Origin of the sequence: Massilia arenae (assembly GCF_008014745.1) — a bacterium.
In the GTDB taxonomy this organism is placed as follows: Bacteria; Pseudomonadota; Gammaproteobacteria; order Burkholderiales; family Burkholderiaceae_D; genus Telluria; species Telluria arenae.
In genome coordinates this window covers 100,629-115,204 of record NZ_VPFD01000021.1, presented here as the reverse complement: position 1 = coordinate 115,204, position 14,576 = coordinate 100,629, and the positions used below count along the sequence as shown (strand labels likewise).

12 protein-coding genes and 1 tRNA gene are annotated in these 14,576 nt (G+C 59.4%); 4 read left to right on the top strand and 9 right to left on the bottom strand.

What is annotated here, in order from left to right:
* The first annotated feature begins 259 nt into the window (after positions 1-259).
* Genes FVD38_RS18635 through FVD38_RS18625 form a run of 3 tightly spaced genes read left to right on the top strand, consistent with a single transcriptional unit; the run spans position 260 to position 3,434 of the window.
* Complete coding sequence (locus FVD38_RS18635) at positions 260-1,345, top strand: catalase family protein (protein ID WP_184237189.1); 1,086 nt, start codon at positions 260-262, stop codon at positions 1,343-1,345.
* A gap of 12 nt (positions 1,346-1,357) precedes the next feature.
* Complete coding sequence (locus tag FVD38_RS18630) at positions 1,358-2,056, top strand: hypothetical protein (protein ID WP_147936201.1); 699 nt, start codon at positions 1,358-1,360, stop codon at positions 2,054-2,056.
* Between the two features lies 1 nt (position 2,057).
* Complete coding sequence (locus tag FVD38_RS18625) at positions 2,058-3,434, top strand: Dyp-type peroxidase (RefSeq protein WP_147936200.1); 1,377 nt, start codon at positions 2,058-2,060, stop codon at positions 3,432-3,434.
* 280 nt (positions 3,435-3,714) lie between these two features.
* Here the strand turns inward: FVD38_RS18625 and FVD38_RS18620 are convergent, their stop codons facing one another.
* The 7 genes from FVD38_RS18620 to FVD38_RS18590 form a co-directional block, all read right to left on the bottom strand.
* Positions 3,715-3,900, bottom strand: a complete 186-nt coding sequence (locus tag FVD38_RS18620; RefSeq protein WP_184237186.1) for a diguanylate cyclase domain-containing protein — start codon at positions 3,898-3,900, stop codon at positions 3,715-3,717.
* A gap of 96 nt (positions 3,901-3,996) precedes the next feature.
* The gene (locus tag FVD38_RS18615) at positions 3,997-4,371 is read right to left on the bottom strand and encodes a hypothetical protein (protein WP_147936198.1); all 375 of its coding nucleotides are present in this window, start codon (positions 4,369-4,371) and stop codon (positions 3,997-3,999) included.
* A 135-nt stretch (positions 4,372-4,506) separates the two neighbouring features.
* Entirely contained in the window at positions 4,507-5,451 is a 945-nt protein-coding gene (locus FVD38_RS18610) for a hypothetical protein (RefSeq protein WP_147936197.1), read from the bottom strand.
* A 422-nt stretch (positions 5,452-5,873) separates the two neighbouring features.
* Positions 5,874-10,850: a DEAD/DEAH box helicase gene (locus FVD38_RS18605; protein WP_147936196.1), complete on the bottom strand. Its 4,977-nt coding sequence runs from the start codon at positions 10,848-10,850 to the stop codon at positions 5,874-5,876.
* A gap of 246 nt (positions 10,851-11,096) precedes the next feature.
* Positions 11,097-11,531 carry a hypothetical protein gene (locus FVD38_RS18600; RefSeq protein WP_147936195.1) on the bottom strand — a complete coding sequence of 145 codons (435 nt, stop codon included), beginning with the start codon at positions 11,529-11,531 and terminating at the stop codon, positions 11,097-11,099.
* 408 nt (positions 11,532-11,939) lie between these two features.
* Positions 11,940-12,209 (bottom strand): hypothetical protein, encoded by a 270-nt coding sequence (locus FVD38_RS18595; RefSeq protein WP_147936194.1) that lies wholly within the window; start codon positions 12,207-12,209, stop codon positions 11,940-11,942.
* 13 nt (positions 12,210-12,222) lie between these two features.
* Positions 12,223-12,714, bottom strand: coding sequence for a hypothetical protein (locus FVD38_RS18590; protein WP_147936193.1), 492 nt, complete (start codon positions 12,712-12,714; stop codon positions 12,223-12,225).
* A 114-nt stretch (positions 12,715-12,828) separates the two neighbouring features.
* On the opposite strand from FVD38_RS18590, the gene FVD38_RS18585 reads away from it, so the two are divergent.
* Positions 12,829-13,137, top strand: coding sequence for a helix-turn-helix domain-containing protein (locus FVD38_RS18585; RefSeq protein WP_229493814.1), 309 nt, complete (start codon positions 12,829-12,831; stop codon positions 13,135-13,137).
* A gap of 213 nt (positions 13,138-13,350) precedes the next feature.
* On the opposite strand, the gene FVD38_RS18580 is transcribed toward FVD38_RS18585, so the two are convergent.
* Positions 13,351-13,426, bottom strand: a tRNA-Thr gene (locus FVD38_RS18580).
* A gap of 139 nt (positions 13,427-13,565) precedes the next feature.
* Positions 13,566-14,567: a class 1 fructose-bisphosphatase gene (locus FVD38_RS18575; protein WP_147936192.1), complete on the bottom strand. Its 1,002-nt coding sequence runs from the start codon at positions 14,565-14,567 to the stop codon at positions 13,566-13,568.
* Positions 14,568-14,576 lie beyond the last annotated feature (9 nt).

Sequence of the window (14,576 nt, the reverse complement as noted above, 5' to 3'; positions counted from 1 at the left end):
TCAATGACTTCGGGGGAATACTTGGGTTGCTTCTTCATGGCTCCATTTTCTCAAAGAATGGAGCCTCTACAAAACCCGGGGCGATTCAGAGTGTAGACCGTCCTCCCTGTCGTCTACGCGTGGCAAATTTGGCCGAAAGATCAGGCAGCAGTTGTGTCAAGCTTTACGATAGAGTGTTCACTCGGTTGCACTGCAACAAATTATCTCCTAACATACACTTTCATGATGCTTTTAATGCAACTTTTTAAGGAGTGTCGCTGTGCGTCCTTTGCCCTATGCCCCTGATGTAGAAACGGTTTCTGAAGACGAAGCACACCTCACAGACCAGATCGTCGAACAGATGGCGGCCGCCAACCGCTGCGCGTTCGAGCGCCACCGTCACGCAGTCCGCGACGCCCATGCCAAGTCCAATGGCCTGCTGATTGGCGAACTAGCGGTGCATGCGAATTTGCCGCCCGAGCTGCGCCAGGGGATTTTCGCCGAGGCGCGCAGCTACCACGTTGTCGCGCGCCTATCCTCGGCACCCGGCGACATCCACTCCGACAAGATTCCGGCACCGCGCGGCTTTGCGCTCAAGGTGATGGGCGTGGAGGGCGAGCGCCTGTCGCCCGGCATTGCTGGCGCCAACCAAGACTTCCTGATGGTGAACTTTCCGGTGCTCGCCTTCGGCACCATCCCCAAGTACAAGCAGATGCTAGCGCTGCTCGAAGCCAATTCACATGCGCCGGATACCTTCCAACGGCTGGTGGCTGGCACCGCGCGTGGCGCGAAAGAGCTAGTGCAGGCACTGGGTATGGAACCAGGCGCAACGCTCGAAGGATTGGCGCGCGATAATTACCATCCGCTCGGCGAGACTTACCACACGCAGGCGGCGATCCGCTTTGGCGACTACATTGCCAAGCTCGCGCTCGCGCCCAAGTCTGCGGAGGTGCGTACGTTAACAGGGCAGCCTCTGACAGAGGTGCATGATGCCTGCATGCGCGACGCCGTCAGCGCCTTCTTTGCCGAGCATGGCGCCGAATACGAACTGTCGGCGCAGTTGTGCGTCGATCTGGCGGCGATGCCGGTCGAAGACGCCGCCGTACGATGGAGCGAGGCGCGTTCGCCACACTGCCCTATCGCCACGCTGCGCTTCCCTCCGCAACCGACGGCGACGCCGCAGCGCCAAGTGTATGGCGACGATGTCCTTTCCTTCAACCCCTGGAACGGCATCGAGGCACACCGGCCGCTGGGCGGCATCATGCGCATCCGGCGCGCGGCCTATGAGCGTTCGAGCGCATATCGCCACACGATGAACGCGCGGCCGCGCACGGAGCCATCGCAGCCTTCCGACATTCCCGATTGAGGAGCCAGAACCATGACCGAGAAAACCACCGACCCGCGCCTGGACGACGAAACCTGGCTGCAGGAAGTCAGGCGCCGCATCGACGCGGTGGCGCACGACGCGCCGCATCTTGCGAAGATCGCGCTGGAAGCGATGGTGCGAAAGCACAATCCCGACCTGAAGGGCAGCGCCAGGTCGGCCGGGCGCGCCGGCAAGCAATCCGGCAACGTGTCCGAGCTGACCGCCATCGCGCAGCTCAAGCCGGGCGGCGCCGACCGCCTGCGCCGCATTTTCGATCTCACCAACGGCAATATGGACGGCGCCCAACGCGTCTCCACCTTGCACGACATGCGTTTCGTCTTCTTCGACAACGACACCCGCATCCTGTTCGCCACCACCTATGACGGCGACTGGGACAGCTACATCAACGATTTCGCGACCAAGATCCCGGAACTGATGGACCTGCTGTTCGCGAACGTGGAAGGCTGGCCCGGCATCGCCAGTCCGCAAGTGAAGGACTTCATCGCCTCGCACCAGATCGACGCCGCCGGCTGGTTCGTCGCCAATCCGCAGGTGACAGTGGTCGACACCCGCCGCTACCAGCGCATGGAAAAGGCGCTGGATGCCTTCTTCGACGCCATGGCCGCGCATCCGCCCGCAGACGAGACGACGCGCAAGGCGCTCGATACGCTCACGGCCGCGATCTCGCAGCCGGAAGGGGTGGATTACTGACATGAGCCTGCTCACCGATCTGAAGGCGCGCTTCCGGCGCGAACGGGTCACGCTGGCCCTGGACGACATCCAGGCCCTGATCCTGCGCTCGCGCCCCGAACCCTATGTCGGCATCCACGCGATGCTGCATATCGACGAGGCGGAAGGAGGACGGGACCTTGTGCGCCGCCTAGCCGCCCACATCCCCTCCGCGGCTGGCTGGACCGACGACCGCGAAGCCTGGATTGGCGCGGCGCTCAGTTTCCAGGGCCTGAAGGCGCTGGGCCTACCGGAATCCTCGCTGAAGAGTTTTCCCCTGCCCTTCCAGCAAGGCATGGCGGCACGCGCCGAACAACTGCGCGACATCGGCGGCAATGCGCCCGAACACTGGGACGAGGCCTTCCGCCCCGGCGCCTGCCACCTCGCGCTGACGATCTACGCGCGCGACGAGGCCGCGCTCGACGTCGCACGCGCCAAGGCCATGGGCGAACTGGCGCGCTCGCACGGCGTGACCCTGGTCGGCACCCATGCCTTCGGCGCCGATGCCGACGCCAAGAATCCCTTCGGCTTCCGCGATTCGATTTCGCAGCCGGCAGTCGCCGGCAGCGGCGTCGATCCGGTGCCGGGCCAGGAGCGTGCGATCGCGGCCGGCGAATTCATCCTCGGCGAAGACAGCGAGAACGGGGCGCCGGTGGCGATGCCCGATCCGCCTGAACTGGGGCGCAACGGCTCCTTCGTGGTGCTGCGCAAGTACGCCAGCCAGGTCGGCGCCTTCAATGATTTCGTGCGCAGCCATGCCTCCGGCGAACAGGAGGAAGAGCTGCTTGCTGCTAAGCTGGTCGGCCGCTGGCGTAGCGGGGCGCCACTGATCCTGGCGCCGGGGCGCGACGATCCGGCACTGGGCGCCGACCCGAACCGCAACAACGATTTCGATTTTTCGACGGATCCGCGCGGCCTGGTCTGCCCGCATGCGTCCCACATGCGGCGCCTGAATCCGCGCGACAGCAGGCTAACGATCCTGACCGATGTGAACATCCACCGCATTATCCGGCGGTCCTCGACCTTCGGCCCCAAATGGAGTCGCGAGGTAACGGCGGCAGACGATGCACGGAGTGAACGCGGCATCTTCTTCATCTTCATCAGTGCACGCGCCTATGACACCATCGAGTTTCTTCAACAGGAATGGATCAACCGCGGCAATTTCATCGACTTGGGCACGGAGCGCGACGCTATCGTCGGCCTGCACGAGACGCCTGGCAGTTTCACGCTGCCACAGTCGCCAGTGCGGCGCCGGTTGGACGGCGTGACTACTTTCAACCAGCTCAAGGGCGGCGAGTACCTGTTCATGCCCTCGCTGGCAGCGCTACGCTGGATCGGCGAGGCCGGTTGGGCACGTTAATAATCTGCGGAACAGGAAGCTGTAACCGTTGGCCCGCAGGCGTAGGAAGACTGCTTCACGGATGCGCCGCCAACCGTCGGCTTGCAGCCACTCTTGAAGAGGATTCTAGTGAATACCTCGAATTTAAACTCCATACACTAGAGAACCCGATAATATGGTTTCTAATGTCGAAGAAGAACGAATGCGTCCTGAGCGAGAGCTTGGGCTGGTAGTACAGGCGGAATTCTTCGTGTTCGATGGCTTGCCACAGGGCGGTTTCCATGTCCAGCCGATGCTCGACCTAGCGCGCCATGGAACTGTCGAAGAACTGCCAGCCGTTGCGCCCGGCGGCCTTAGCGCGGTACAGGGCGGTGTCGGCGTTGCGCACCAGGGCATGGTAATCCAGCCCGTCCTGTGGGAACAGGGCAATGCCCATGCTGAGCGTCAGGTACAGCTCGCGCCCCTCGACCGCGATCTTGCGCCGCAATGCTGTCCATATCGCCTACACTGCCCACGAGGCATGTCATGCATGGATGCACATGAAATCTCAGGGTTGCGTATGGATGAACGAGAAGATGACGAATCAAATGGTCGCCAGTTGGTTGCCGTCGTAGTCAGTAAAGAGTTCGGGCATCTCCGCTACTAGCTTGCGAAGTAACGGAGCGAGAGACCGGCTGCGGTCGCTTAAGAGAAAGTGCAAATCCTCTCGTTCCGGATGCTTTTCTAAGGCAATGTCAGCTGCAGACTGATCCCGATTGAAAGTGCGGGCCGAGGCGTTGGCTCCCAGCACAAGCAGTGCGCCGATCACGCGAGGGCTCGCGCCGTGCCACGCTGCCTGGTGCAAAGGGGTGTAGCCCTTGGCACTGATGGAGTTCACCAGATGGGGTTGGCTTTCCAAATGACGCAGGAGCTCGGGCCACTCTCCCTTATAAGCCAGTTCTACTACGTCTGCGGTCATTTTTCCCTCTCGCCATACTAAAGATACGTCATGAATATCTCATGCGCGGTACCTCAAATTTCATCATCCGCGGGGTGGTCGTCCCGACTTTACGCCAGCAAGGAGACCACCGCCGCCTACGGACTCAAAGGCCGTTCACTCTTCAAATGAACGGTTCTTGAATTTCAACTGGTCGCAGTTTTCACGCACAGCCCGCTGGACACTTTCGTCGAACCCGCTCGGCAATTCGGCCTCGATCTCAACAGCTATACGTAGTTTAACGCCCGGCTTGTTCAACAGCATCAGTACCTCTTCAGCCACATCTGAAAACTGCAATTTTGCTTGGTTCGGATTGAGCTCTACCGAACCGAAAAACATGCGCTTCTTAGCCGATGCGCTCGATCCGCCTGGACCCGACCCAGCGGCACTTGTCGTCGAGCCGGACGCCGAGGCTCCCTCCGCCTTAGATGTGGCGGCGCCGCTCGGCGTCGGTTGTCCCTCGACGCTAGCCGCCCCAGCCGCTTCGCCTTTGGCTTTCGCCTCACGCTCGGCCGCCTCCTCTGCAAGCCGCGCGGCAAAGATCGACGACGCATTGGGATCGATTAGCAAAAGCGACTCGTCGAAAATTGGGGTCGTGTTCTCTCCGAAGTGGAACCCCTGATAGCGCTCTTCCTCGACCCCATATGCGATGCCGAAGAAATCGCGCGATGAGAGGCCCGCGGCGATCGTCGAGCGGATAGTGTCGGAGTCGCGCAGCCGCGGCAGATACAGATAGCAGCACGTCTTCTGCCACACATCCAACGCGCCGGCGGTCGGCGTGTCGTCCTTCCAGAACCAGGTCTGGAGCATTTTGGCCAAGTGAATCGGGGCCCACTCGTTGATGAGCAGCTCGTTCTCTTTAAGCACACGCTCAATCTCTTCCACGCGATTGATGACCGTTTTTGCCGTCGACATGTTGGTCAGGTTTTGCCCGATGAGGCGGATCGCCGTGTTCGACCCGTTGACGGTCAGTTCGCCGTAGTGTTCGCCAGGAACGGCGGATCCAAAAGCGCCTAGAAATCGTTGTTCGTTTATGTGCTTGGCGCCAGGCGCCTCCTCCAAGTTATTATGTGCTGAACATCATACCTAGGCTACCAGCCTGTTGAGGCGCAGTCAGCCTGAGGGAGGCAGCCGCCTGCCCTGCTGGGTAAATTCCACGTCAAGGACTCGCGGCACCTTCAGCTCGTTAAAGGCGGTGGTGCGCAGAACGTGCGAGCGGTGGAAGCCTTCACGCGAGGGGGGACCTGCCGGGGGGGCCAAAGCCATGGCCCCCGTCTCGCGCGTCCATATAGGTCGGGCCCTCAAAATTTTTTTTGGCGCGCCCTAGGAAAGAATCAGCTGGTCTGAGGAAGACAAGCACTTCGCTTAGCGTCAGCGGTTAGGCGCGCGCCGTGGGCGCCGAACGCAAGACCACCAGACTGCCTCGATGCAGCTGGCAATAGCGCGATGCTTTCTTATTTGCGTCGATTTCTTGTGCCTGTTCGTCATGCCGCTGATTTCATCACTTCTAATGCTGCTTGAGCGTTACCGTCAGCCAGCACGAGTGCCGGCAGTCCGCGAACTATTTTCATCGTCTCCAAGCTAACCGTGACAACCCGCTGGAACAGTTGAAGCGGATACTTCGAGTCGTATACAGTTTCGTTCGCCCAATCGTTGGCGTCGTTGACGATGCCGCTGTCCTTGTCGGTCTTTATGCCTTGGCGCTCGACTACCCAATCAAGCGCTGGCTTGCCGTTAACGACATACTCATAGGCCTCCATTGGGATACCGGTCAAGGTGATTCTGTCGTTGTAGTGCAGGGTCGTCAGGTCCTTGTCCTTTCCTTTTCTGCCGTAGCGCATCTTCTCGACACGATAGTCGGCATCGGTGAGCTTCTTGCCTAAGCTGTCGATCTTCAGCGGGTAGGGCTCAACGCTTTCATAGTTCAGGTGCAGCTCGGCTAGTTTGCGGCCGGCGCGGGAGAACGCCCAGAAGTCGGCCGCGGTCTTGACGCACGGGATACGCGGCAGCTCCTTGCCCAAGTTGTCTGCGAAGCGTTCGCGGTAGTCGGGCGAGTGCAAAAGGCCGTAGACGTAATAGAAGATATCTTCGCGACTGATCGTCTCGCTAGGGTAGGCGGATTGGAAGTGCGCCAGGCCCTCGGCTGTGATGGCGTCGCGGCGCCTGTTTGCAGAGGTTAGAGCCGACGGTCCTGCTTCATCAAATAATGTGGACTGCTCAGGGATGGCCTCTTTGGCCTCAGGTTCGGGATCGTCATACAGGTACAGCGGGAAGTACTGAGAGCCCACCATGTCCACTGCGTGCAGGCTCGTCACATGGTCGCTGATGAACACCGAATAACCGCTGCGAGAAGCTGATGCAGACACGCCGATCACCACGTTCTTGGCTTTTGGATCCGGGAAGAAGCGCGGCATCTGGTAAACCATCTCGTTGAATCGGCGATTGAAATACAGCCACTGTTTATTGAACGGTCGATACAGGCCGGGAACGATACAGGTACTGTCGTATGCAAAGCGCTTGTCTTTAGCCAGCTCTTGTTTCAATGAACGGGTCCAGGCAATTTGTGTCGCATCGGGATTGATGAAATCATCCAGCATGGTTTCGCGCTGTTTCTTATCGCACCCTGGGTGCTTCTGAGTCAAGCGCGTCGCCTCTGCGTTATAAAAGGTAATCATCCGCGTCATGTTGGACGCCAGGGCCTTCTTCGAAGCGTTGTAGCACCAAGCATCGCGGTTAGTAACCACACCCAGAGAGAAGTTCTCGAACAACTTGGGGCCGTCGCCTTTCTTGTCGCCAAGCACGATGTGCTCTAGGAAGCCGTCGTCCCGCTGCTTCAGCCAGTCGCCATGGGCGTCCGGGGTGATGGTCTGCCAACCCTGCGAAGCTGTGATGCCGGCAATGCTGCCCAAGGACTCGATTTTGGCTAGTTTCTCCTCCCTGCTTAGGTAGTCGCCGATGTCGCAGAAGCTGATTTTCCCGTGCTCCTTTGCAGACGGGTTTTTCACCAAGAGCGAGATGGCGATTGGAGCGCGGCTACCACTTCCAAAAATCTTGCCGCCCTCTCTACGGGATAGTTCGCCTGCCGTGCGCTGATTGCCGCGCAGGTGAAAGACGTAGATGCTGCTGAACTCGTCGGCCAAGCACCGGCGCAGCCCGTCGAATGTTGCGGTGTCTAGGAAACTGGCATTGGTCACAAACCCGATAACGCCACTTTCACCGACCCGATCGCTAGCCCATCGGATAGCTCGGATGTAGCTGTCGTACAGCCCCTTTGCCAGGATCGCATCGGAGCGCTCGGCGTAGGTCGAGCGGATGCGTGCGTCCAGATGTGGGTATGCAAGGTTGTCGTTATTGTCGTTCTCGCTGCGCTGACCGACCGAGTAAGGCGGGTTGCCCAAGATGACGCGGATGTCCAGCTTCTTCTGCCGCATGCGTCGTGCGCTGTTGTCCACCAGCAGCGCGTCGACCAGGTCGTCCTTCTCATACATTTGAAAAGTGTCGGTCAGGCAGATGCCCTCGAAGGGTTGGTAGCTGCCGCCCACGATGCCGTGATAGACCGCCTCGATGTTGATGGCAGCGATGTAATAGGCCAGCAGCACCAGCTCGTTGGCGTGGATTTCATGCTTGTACTTGTGCGGCAGATGCTGGGGCGCGATAAGGCCGCTCTGCAACAACCGGGTGATGAAGGTGCCGGTCCCGGTGAACGGGTCGATGATATGCACGCCCTCGCTGCCCAGTGTCTGCCCGAATTCGGTCTTCAGGATGTGTGCGACGCTGTGGATGATGAAGTCCACCACCTCCACCGGTGTATAGACGATGCCCAGCCGCTCGGTCATCTTGGGGAAGGCATTGCGGAAGAACTTGTCGTAGAGCTCGACGACGATCTTCTGCTTCCCAGTCGCGTTGTCGATGCCCTGTGCGCGCATCTTCACACTGTCGTAGAAGCGCTGAAGGGTGTCGACCTCCTTGTCCAGCCGGTGCTCTTGCAGCACGTCGAGTACAGCCTGCATAGCCAGCGACATAGGGTTGTGCTGAGCAAAGCTGTAGTCTTCGAAGAGGGCATCGAAGACCGGCTTGGTAATGAGATGCTGGGCCAGCATCTCGATGACTTCGCCGTCGCTAATGCTGCCGTTGAGGTCATCGCGCAGTTCATGGGCAAAGGCATTGAAGGCGGCTCGCTCCTTCTCGTGGGCCGGGTCTTCAACGATGGCAGTGATGCGGTCAATATGGGTGCGGGCGATCTTGGCGATGTCGTTGGCCCAGTCCTCCCAATGGTGGCGGTTGCCCACCTTCTGCACCAGCTTGGCGTAGATGGCCTTCTCAATTTCACCGATTTCGAAAGACAAAGAGGCCTGCTCTTGCTTGTAGTAAGGCTTGGCTGGCGACTCGCCTACGATGAAGCTGCCCTTCCCCGTGTCCTTGTTCTTTGGTTTTTTGGGTTTGTCCTGCTTCCGCTGAACCTTGTCCGTGATGGCGACGACCTCCATCTTGCTGGTGTCCTTACCGACCAAGTCCAGCTTGTTGACCATCGCATCGAAGCGGTCATCATGTGAGCGCAGCGCCTGCAGTACCTGCCACACCACTGCGTAGGTCTTGTTGTCGTTCAGAGCCTCGTGGGGTTCTACGCCGGCCGGGACAACCACCGGCAGGACGACGTAACCGCGTTTCTTGCCCGGCGCATTACGCATAACACGGCCGACCGACTGCACCACGTCAACCTGGGAGTTGCGCGGGGTCAGGAACAGCACTGCGTCCAGGGCCGGTACGTCGACACCTTCGGACAAGCAGCGCACGTTACTCAGGATTCGGCAGGTGTCGGGAGCGGCATCCGCCTTCAACCACGCGAGCTTGGTCTCCTTCTCGCTGGCGTTCATGCTGCCGTCCACATGCTCGGCTTCGCAGGCCAGCGTCGATGCCGCGTCGTCCTCCTCGGACTCCTGGTAAGCCTCGACCACCGCCTGGAACATACCGGCGATATTTTTGGAGCTGACCTTGTGGGACTTTGCGCCCTTGCTTACCTCGATGACCTGGCAGAAGGCCACGGCGCGCTTCATGGCCTCGTGATCGCCGCTCAGGTCCCCCGTGAGCCCTTGTTTTGCCAAGGCCTTCCAGCAACCGATGATCTTGGCGGCGTCATCCACCTTGAGCTGGTTGTTCTCGTCCTTCAACAGGGATTGGATGCGACGGCTGACGTGACTCTCTTCCACGGATAGAACGATGACTTTGTAGTCTACCAATAAGCCGCGCCGGACTGCCTCGGAGAAGGTAATGACGTGGAGCTCGGGGCCGTAGAGGGTCTCGTCGTCCATCGAGCACAACGCTACACTGCCCGCCTCGGCCTTCGCTTTCGCATTGTCACCGTAGATGCGCGGTGTGGCTGTCATGTACAGGCGCTTTTCTGACCGTATGAAGGCTGCGTCATGCACCTTGACGAAGTTGCTCTCGTCGTCATCGCCGAAAGTGGCGCCGGTGGTGCGGTGCGCCTCGTCGCAGACGATGAGATCAAAGTCGGCCAGGCCATGCTCTTGCTGAGCACGACTGATGACATCAATGGAGTGATAGGTGCTGAACACCACGTTCATGTGCGCCGCGTCGTGCCGCTTGGCCATCTCGGTGGCCAAGCGGGCTGGTTGGGTCGTGGCCGGGTAACGCAGCTCGTGGGTGAAGGTTTGGACGGTATCGTCGTCCTTTTGGCGCTTCTTGCCAACGTCGCTGTCCGAACAGACTGCGAAGCTGTGCAGCGGCGTGGCGCTCTCTTGTGTCCACTCGGTCAAGGTCTGCGAGAGCAAGGACAGGCTTGGCACCAAGAACAATACGCGTTTGCCGGCACCAGCCAGGGCTTCCGCGATCTTTAGGCTGGTGAACGTCTTGCCAGTGCCGCAGGCCATGATGAGCTTCCCTCGATCGACGGTCTGCAACCTCGACAGCGCGGCGTCCAGCGCCTGTTGCTGGTGGGGCCGAAGCTCCTTCTTGACCTTCAGCACAGGCGCGGTCTTCGGCTGGTACTTGCCCCACTCAATCTGGCTGTTCTCCAAATCGTTTAGGTCTATTTTGCTGACGGGCGGCTGCTGGTCTCGCAGTGCCTCCTCGGCGTGAGTGCTCCAGTGGTTTGTGGTGCAAACGATGATGCGGTGAACAAACGGTTTTTTGCCCGAAGCAGTGAAAAAGCTGTCGATGTCGGCCTTCTGCAGCCGGTAGTCCTCGGCGTACAGCTTGCACTGGATCGCGTGGAATTCGTTGGTGCCCGCTGTCTTGGCTACGAGATCGATTCCCACATCGCGCCCATCCACGCCCTGTAGCTTGGCCCACTCCGCATAGGTCCAGACATCACTGTAGAGGTCCCGGTAGGTTGCCTCATTCCGTAGGTAAGCGACGATCAGCTCTTCAAAGTAGGTTCCTTTTTCGCGCTCGCTAACGGCCGCGTTGCGAAAGGTAGCGAGAAGATTTGACAGGGCGGACATGCTTGATAATTTCCTTTTAATACACGAGCGAGCAACGCCCGGCTTGATCGTCAAGAGTTGGGCGATACTTTACCTTACCAAAGGGAAATCTCAGCTAAAAATGTGGTGATGCTGTTGCCTCCCGAGACACAGAAGGACAGCGCACGCCTATTGGGGCGAGCGGATTACCGCCGCAAACATCGACGCTGATTTATGCCCGCTATGCTTGGTGGCTGTACCAAGGTATAGAGCCCGACTAACTGCATCTCACCATGTCGCGGGGTGTAACTCCCGCACCTGTGAATCGCCGCTTCTTGCGAGCCGTTCGATCTTGACTGCCCTGACCTCGCTATGTCCGTCAGCCGGCACAGCTTTTAGCACCGCGATCGCCTCGTCGAAACGGCCAAGCTGGCGCAGCAATTCGCCTTGCTCGATCATGTCCGATGGATTCCCATCGCCGTCGCGCAGCATGTCCAGGATAGCCTCCATGTTGGACCGCTCCAAAGCCTGCGGCCAAATTGGCACATCGGGAATGGGAGAGCCATCCTGACAGCTGCGGTAGCGGTCGTTCAACCCCCACCAGATGCGCTTGCGCAGCCATAGCAGCCGGGTCCTGCTTATCCCTTTGGAGCGGGCTAAGACATATATGACGTCCTCAAACTTCACGCTGCCGATGTAGTCTGCCTGGCCCCAGGATGCCATGGCCCGGCTCCACTCCTCTTCGCCGTGAAGCAGCCCATGCGGGTCACGGCGCCAACGAAGCCACGCGCGTTTAAACTGGCCAATCGGCCGTGGGGCGTCGGGCATGATTCCGACAGGCTCGATATCCTCCAGCCAAAAGAGCGCAGCGCACGCACTGCAACGGACCAATGGTTCCTGGCGCCACCACATGCTTGGCACACCGTCCGACCAATCTCGGGCACCGAAGAAATTAAAGCTACGAAGTCGCCGGCGAAGGTAAAAGGCACCGCAACCGGGACAGGCGTGAACTGAGGGGGCTGAGAAACTCGTCATGGCCAGTATCGTAACGCCGCAATGCCAGCTCGACAATAAATAGGGCGACTAGCGGCATGGCACTGTCTGCCGTGGAGCTGCTAGGAGCCATGCGGCTCAAGTACAGGTGAAATGCAGCGTGGTTTGCGGGAACTGGCCGAGCGAGCGTGGCGTATCAGTCTCCCTCAGGATCAGCATCGTTTTACCTTGACCAGCGCAGTGCGCGCCTGCGTCCTTCATCGTCGCGGCCTTGAGCTGGCCCAGTGAGGCAGCCGGACCGTTATCTTCTCGCGAAACCATGTACTGATTACTACCCGTCGAGATCACGCCCGTCGTGGAAGCGCAACCAGCTAAAAACACCACCAGCCAGATTTTTTCAGGTTTCATTTTCTTTTCTTCTTTAATAGAAGCCCAGTCGGCTTCTGGTGTTTAAACACGTAGTGCCCATCTCGCGCAGGTCGGTCACGCCTCGTAGCCGGACGTAGAAGTAGTCGTCCCACGCGGCGCGTCGAAAGCCATCGTCCAACAGATTCAGGATTGCCTCGCGCTCGTTCGCTCCGAACGCGGTAAGGCGGGATTTCCGCCACGGTTGCTCTGCGCCGTTCTTGAAGTAGACATCCCATTCAAGGCCGAAAAGATCGCCGAACTGGTAAGTTGCCCCAGTATCCCTACCGATGTCGTCGAGTGCGGTGCCCATACGTCGCTCAATGCGGTAGTCACGCCCCTGGAGGGTCCACACAACCTCCATGAGCTGCCGCTTGTTCAAGCTATCGAAGAGTACCCGGCGTGTCGCCGCTTCCTCCAGGATGAACAGGTCGCGCTCCGTCTTGGCCAAAAAATCATCGATACGATCGTCCTGGGTTGACGCAGGTGGAATACGGGTGTGAATCATTGATTGCCTCCTATTCTAGGTCAGCAATCCTAAGGATTCCTTAGTGTGACGTCAATAAAATACTAAGAATATCTTAGCCTTTAGGGGCTATGGATGTCTTTGTTTGGGAAGCGAATGAAGGAGGCTCGCTTACGGGCCGGCCTGTCTCAAGAAAAACTTGGTGTCTTGGCGGGGATCGATGAGATGTCTTCGAGCGCGCGTATGAACCAGTACGAGCGGGGGAAGCATGTGCCGGACTTCTCATTGGTCGAGCGAGTCGCCCAAGTACTGGATGTCCCGGAATGCTACTTCTATTGCAAGGAAGATGACATGGCCCTGATTCTCATTCGCTTGCACCGCATCCCTGCGCACGAGAGACAAGGTGTTATCGGCGCGGTCGAGCGGCTCCTATCAGAGACTGGGAACGTCGAGGAAGCGCAGTAGCATGCTGCCTGCTGTGGATGAATCTACGACCACCTCTAGCGCGCCCATAAAGCAAGGCAGGCTCCCAATCGATAGGATGCGGGCACTCAACCTGCAAGGCTAATGTTGAGTAAGCCGGGTTACACAGCGGTTACACAACTCGCTTACAGCGCCACGAAAGAAAAAAGGGTTACATGAAAAATCATGTAACCCTTTGATCTTACTGCAAATTCTTGGTGCCGCTGACCGGAATCGAACTGGTGACCTTCGCATTACGAATGCGCTGCTCTACCGACTGAGCTACAGCGGCGAAACCTGTGCTTCGCCTTGCCTTTCGGCGCACGACAACGTAGCCGCCGTGACGAAAGAACCATATTCTAGCAAACAATGCGGCAAACTTGCTAGTGTGTATCGCTAGCGTGCCGCATTATCGGCCGAAAAGTAGAAATTCAGGCCCCGTGGTAGCCCGTGACGACCTCGACTTCTTCCTTCGAGCCCAGGAACACCGGCACACGCTGGTGCAGCTTGGTCGGCGGGATGTCCAGGATGCGGCCCTTGCCGTCGGTGGCGGCGCCGCCGGCCTGCTCGACGATCATCGCCATCGGGTTGGCTTCGTACATCAGGCGCAGCTTGCCCGGCGATTGCGGGTCGCGCAGGTCGGCCGGATACATGAAGACGCCGCCGCGGTTCAGGATGCGGTGCACATCGGCCACCATCGAGGCGATCCAGCGCATATTGAAATCCTTGCCGCGCGGGCCGGTCTCGCCTGCCAGCAGCTCGTCCACGTAGCGCTGCACCGGCGGATGCCAGTGGCGCTTGTTGGACATATTGATGGCGAATTCTTTCGTCGACGCCGGGATCTGCATATCGCTCTGGGTCAGCACCCACGAACCCATCTCGCGGTCCAGCGTGAAGCAGTGCACGCCGTTGCCGGTGGTGAGCACCAGCATGGTCTGCGGGCCGTAGACCGCATAGCCGGCCGCCACCTGGGCGGTGCCGGGCTGCAGGAAGTCCTGCTCGGTCGGCTGGTTCATGCCTTCCGGCGCCTTCAGCACCGAGAAGATGGTGCCGATCGAGACGTTGACGTCGATGTTCGACGAGCCGTCCAGCGGATCGAACAGCAGCAGGAATTCGCCCATCGGATAGCGGCTCGGGATCTGGCGGATGGTTTCCATCTCTTCGGACGCCATTGCCGCCAGGTGGCCGCCCCACTCGTTCGCCTCCAGCAGGATTTCGTTGGAGATCACGTCCAGCTTCTTCTGGACTTCGCCCTGGATGTTCTCGGTCTCGGCGCTGCCCAGCACTTCTCCCAGCGCGCCCTTGCTCACCGAATAGCTGATGCGCTTGCAGGCGCGGGCCACGACCTCGATCAGCAGGCGCAGCTCGGCGTTGATGTTCTGGTGCAGGCGCTGCTCTTCGACCAGGTATTGCGTCAGACTTACGCGTTTCATGACTTCCTC

Coding starts and splice junctions, on each gene's coding strand:
- FVD38_RS18630 (WP_147936201.1), top strand. CDS start 1,358: ATGACCGAGAAAACCACCGACCCGCGCCTGGACGACGAAACCTGGCTG.
- FVD38_RS18625 (WP_147936200.1), top strand. CDS start 2,058: ATGAGCCTGCTCACCGATCTGAAGGCGCGCTTCCGGCGCGAACGGGTC.
- FVD38_RS18615 (WP_147936198.1), bottom strand. CDS start 4,371: ATGACCGCAGACGTAGTAGAACTGGCTTATAAGGGAGAGTGGCCCGAG.
- FVD38_RS18605 (WP_147936196.1), bottom strand. CDS start 10,850: ATGTCCGCCCTGTCAAATCTTCTCGCTACCTTTCGCAACGCGGCCGTT.
- FVD38_RS18600 (WP_147936195.1), bottom strand. CDS start 11,531: ATGGCATCCTGGGGCCAGGCAGACTACATCGGCAGCGTGAAGTTTGAG.
- FVD38_RS18595 (WP_147936194.1), bottom strand. CDS start 12,209: ATGAAACCTGAAAAAATCTGGCTGGTGGTGTTTTTAGCTGGTTGCGCT.
- FVD38_RS18590 (WP_147936193.1), bottom strand. CDS start 12,714: ATGATTCACACCCGTATTCCACCTGCGTCAACCCAGGACGATCGTATC.
- FVD38_RS18585 (WP_229493814.1), top strand. CDS start 12,829: ATGAAGGAGGCTCGCTTACGGGCCGGCCTGTCTCAAGAAAAACTTGGT.
- FVD38_RS18575 (WP_147936192.1), bottom strand. CDS start 14,567: ATGAAACGCGTAAGTCTGACGCAATACCTGGTCGAAGAGCAGCGCCTG.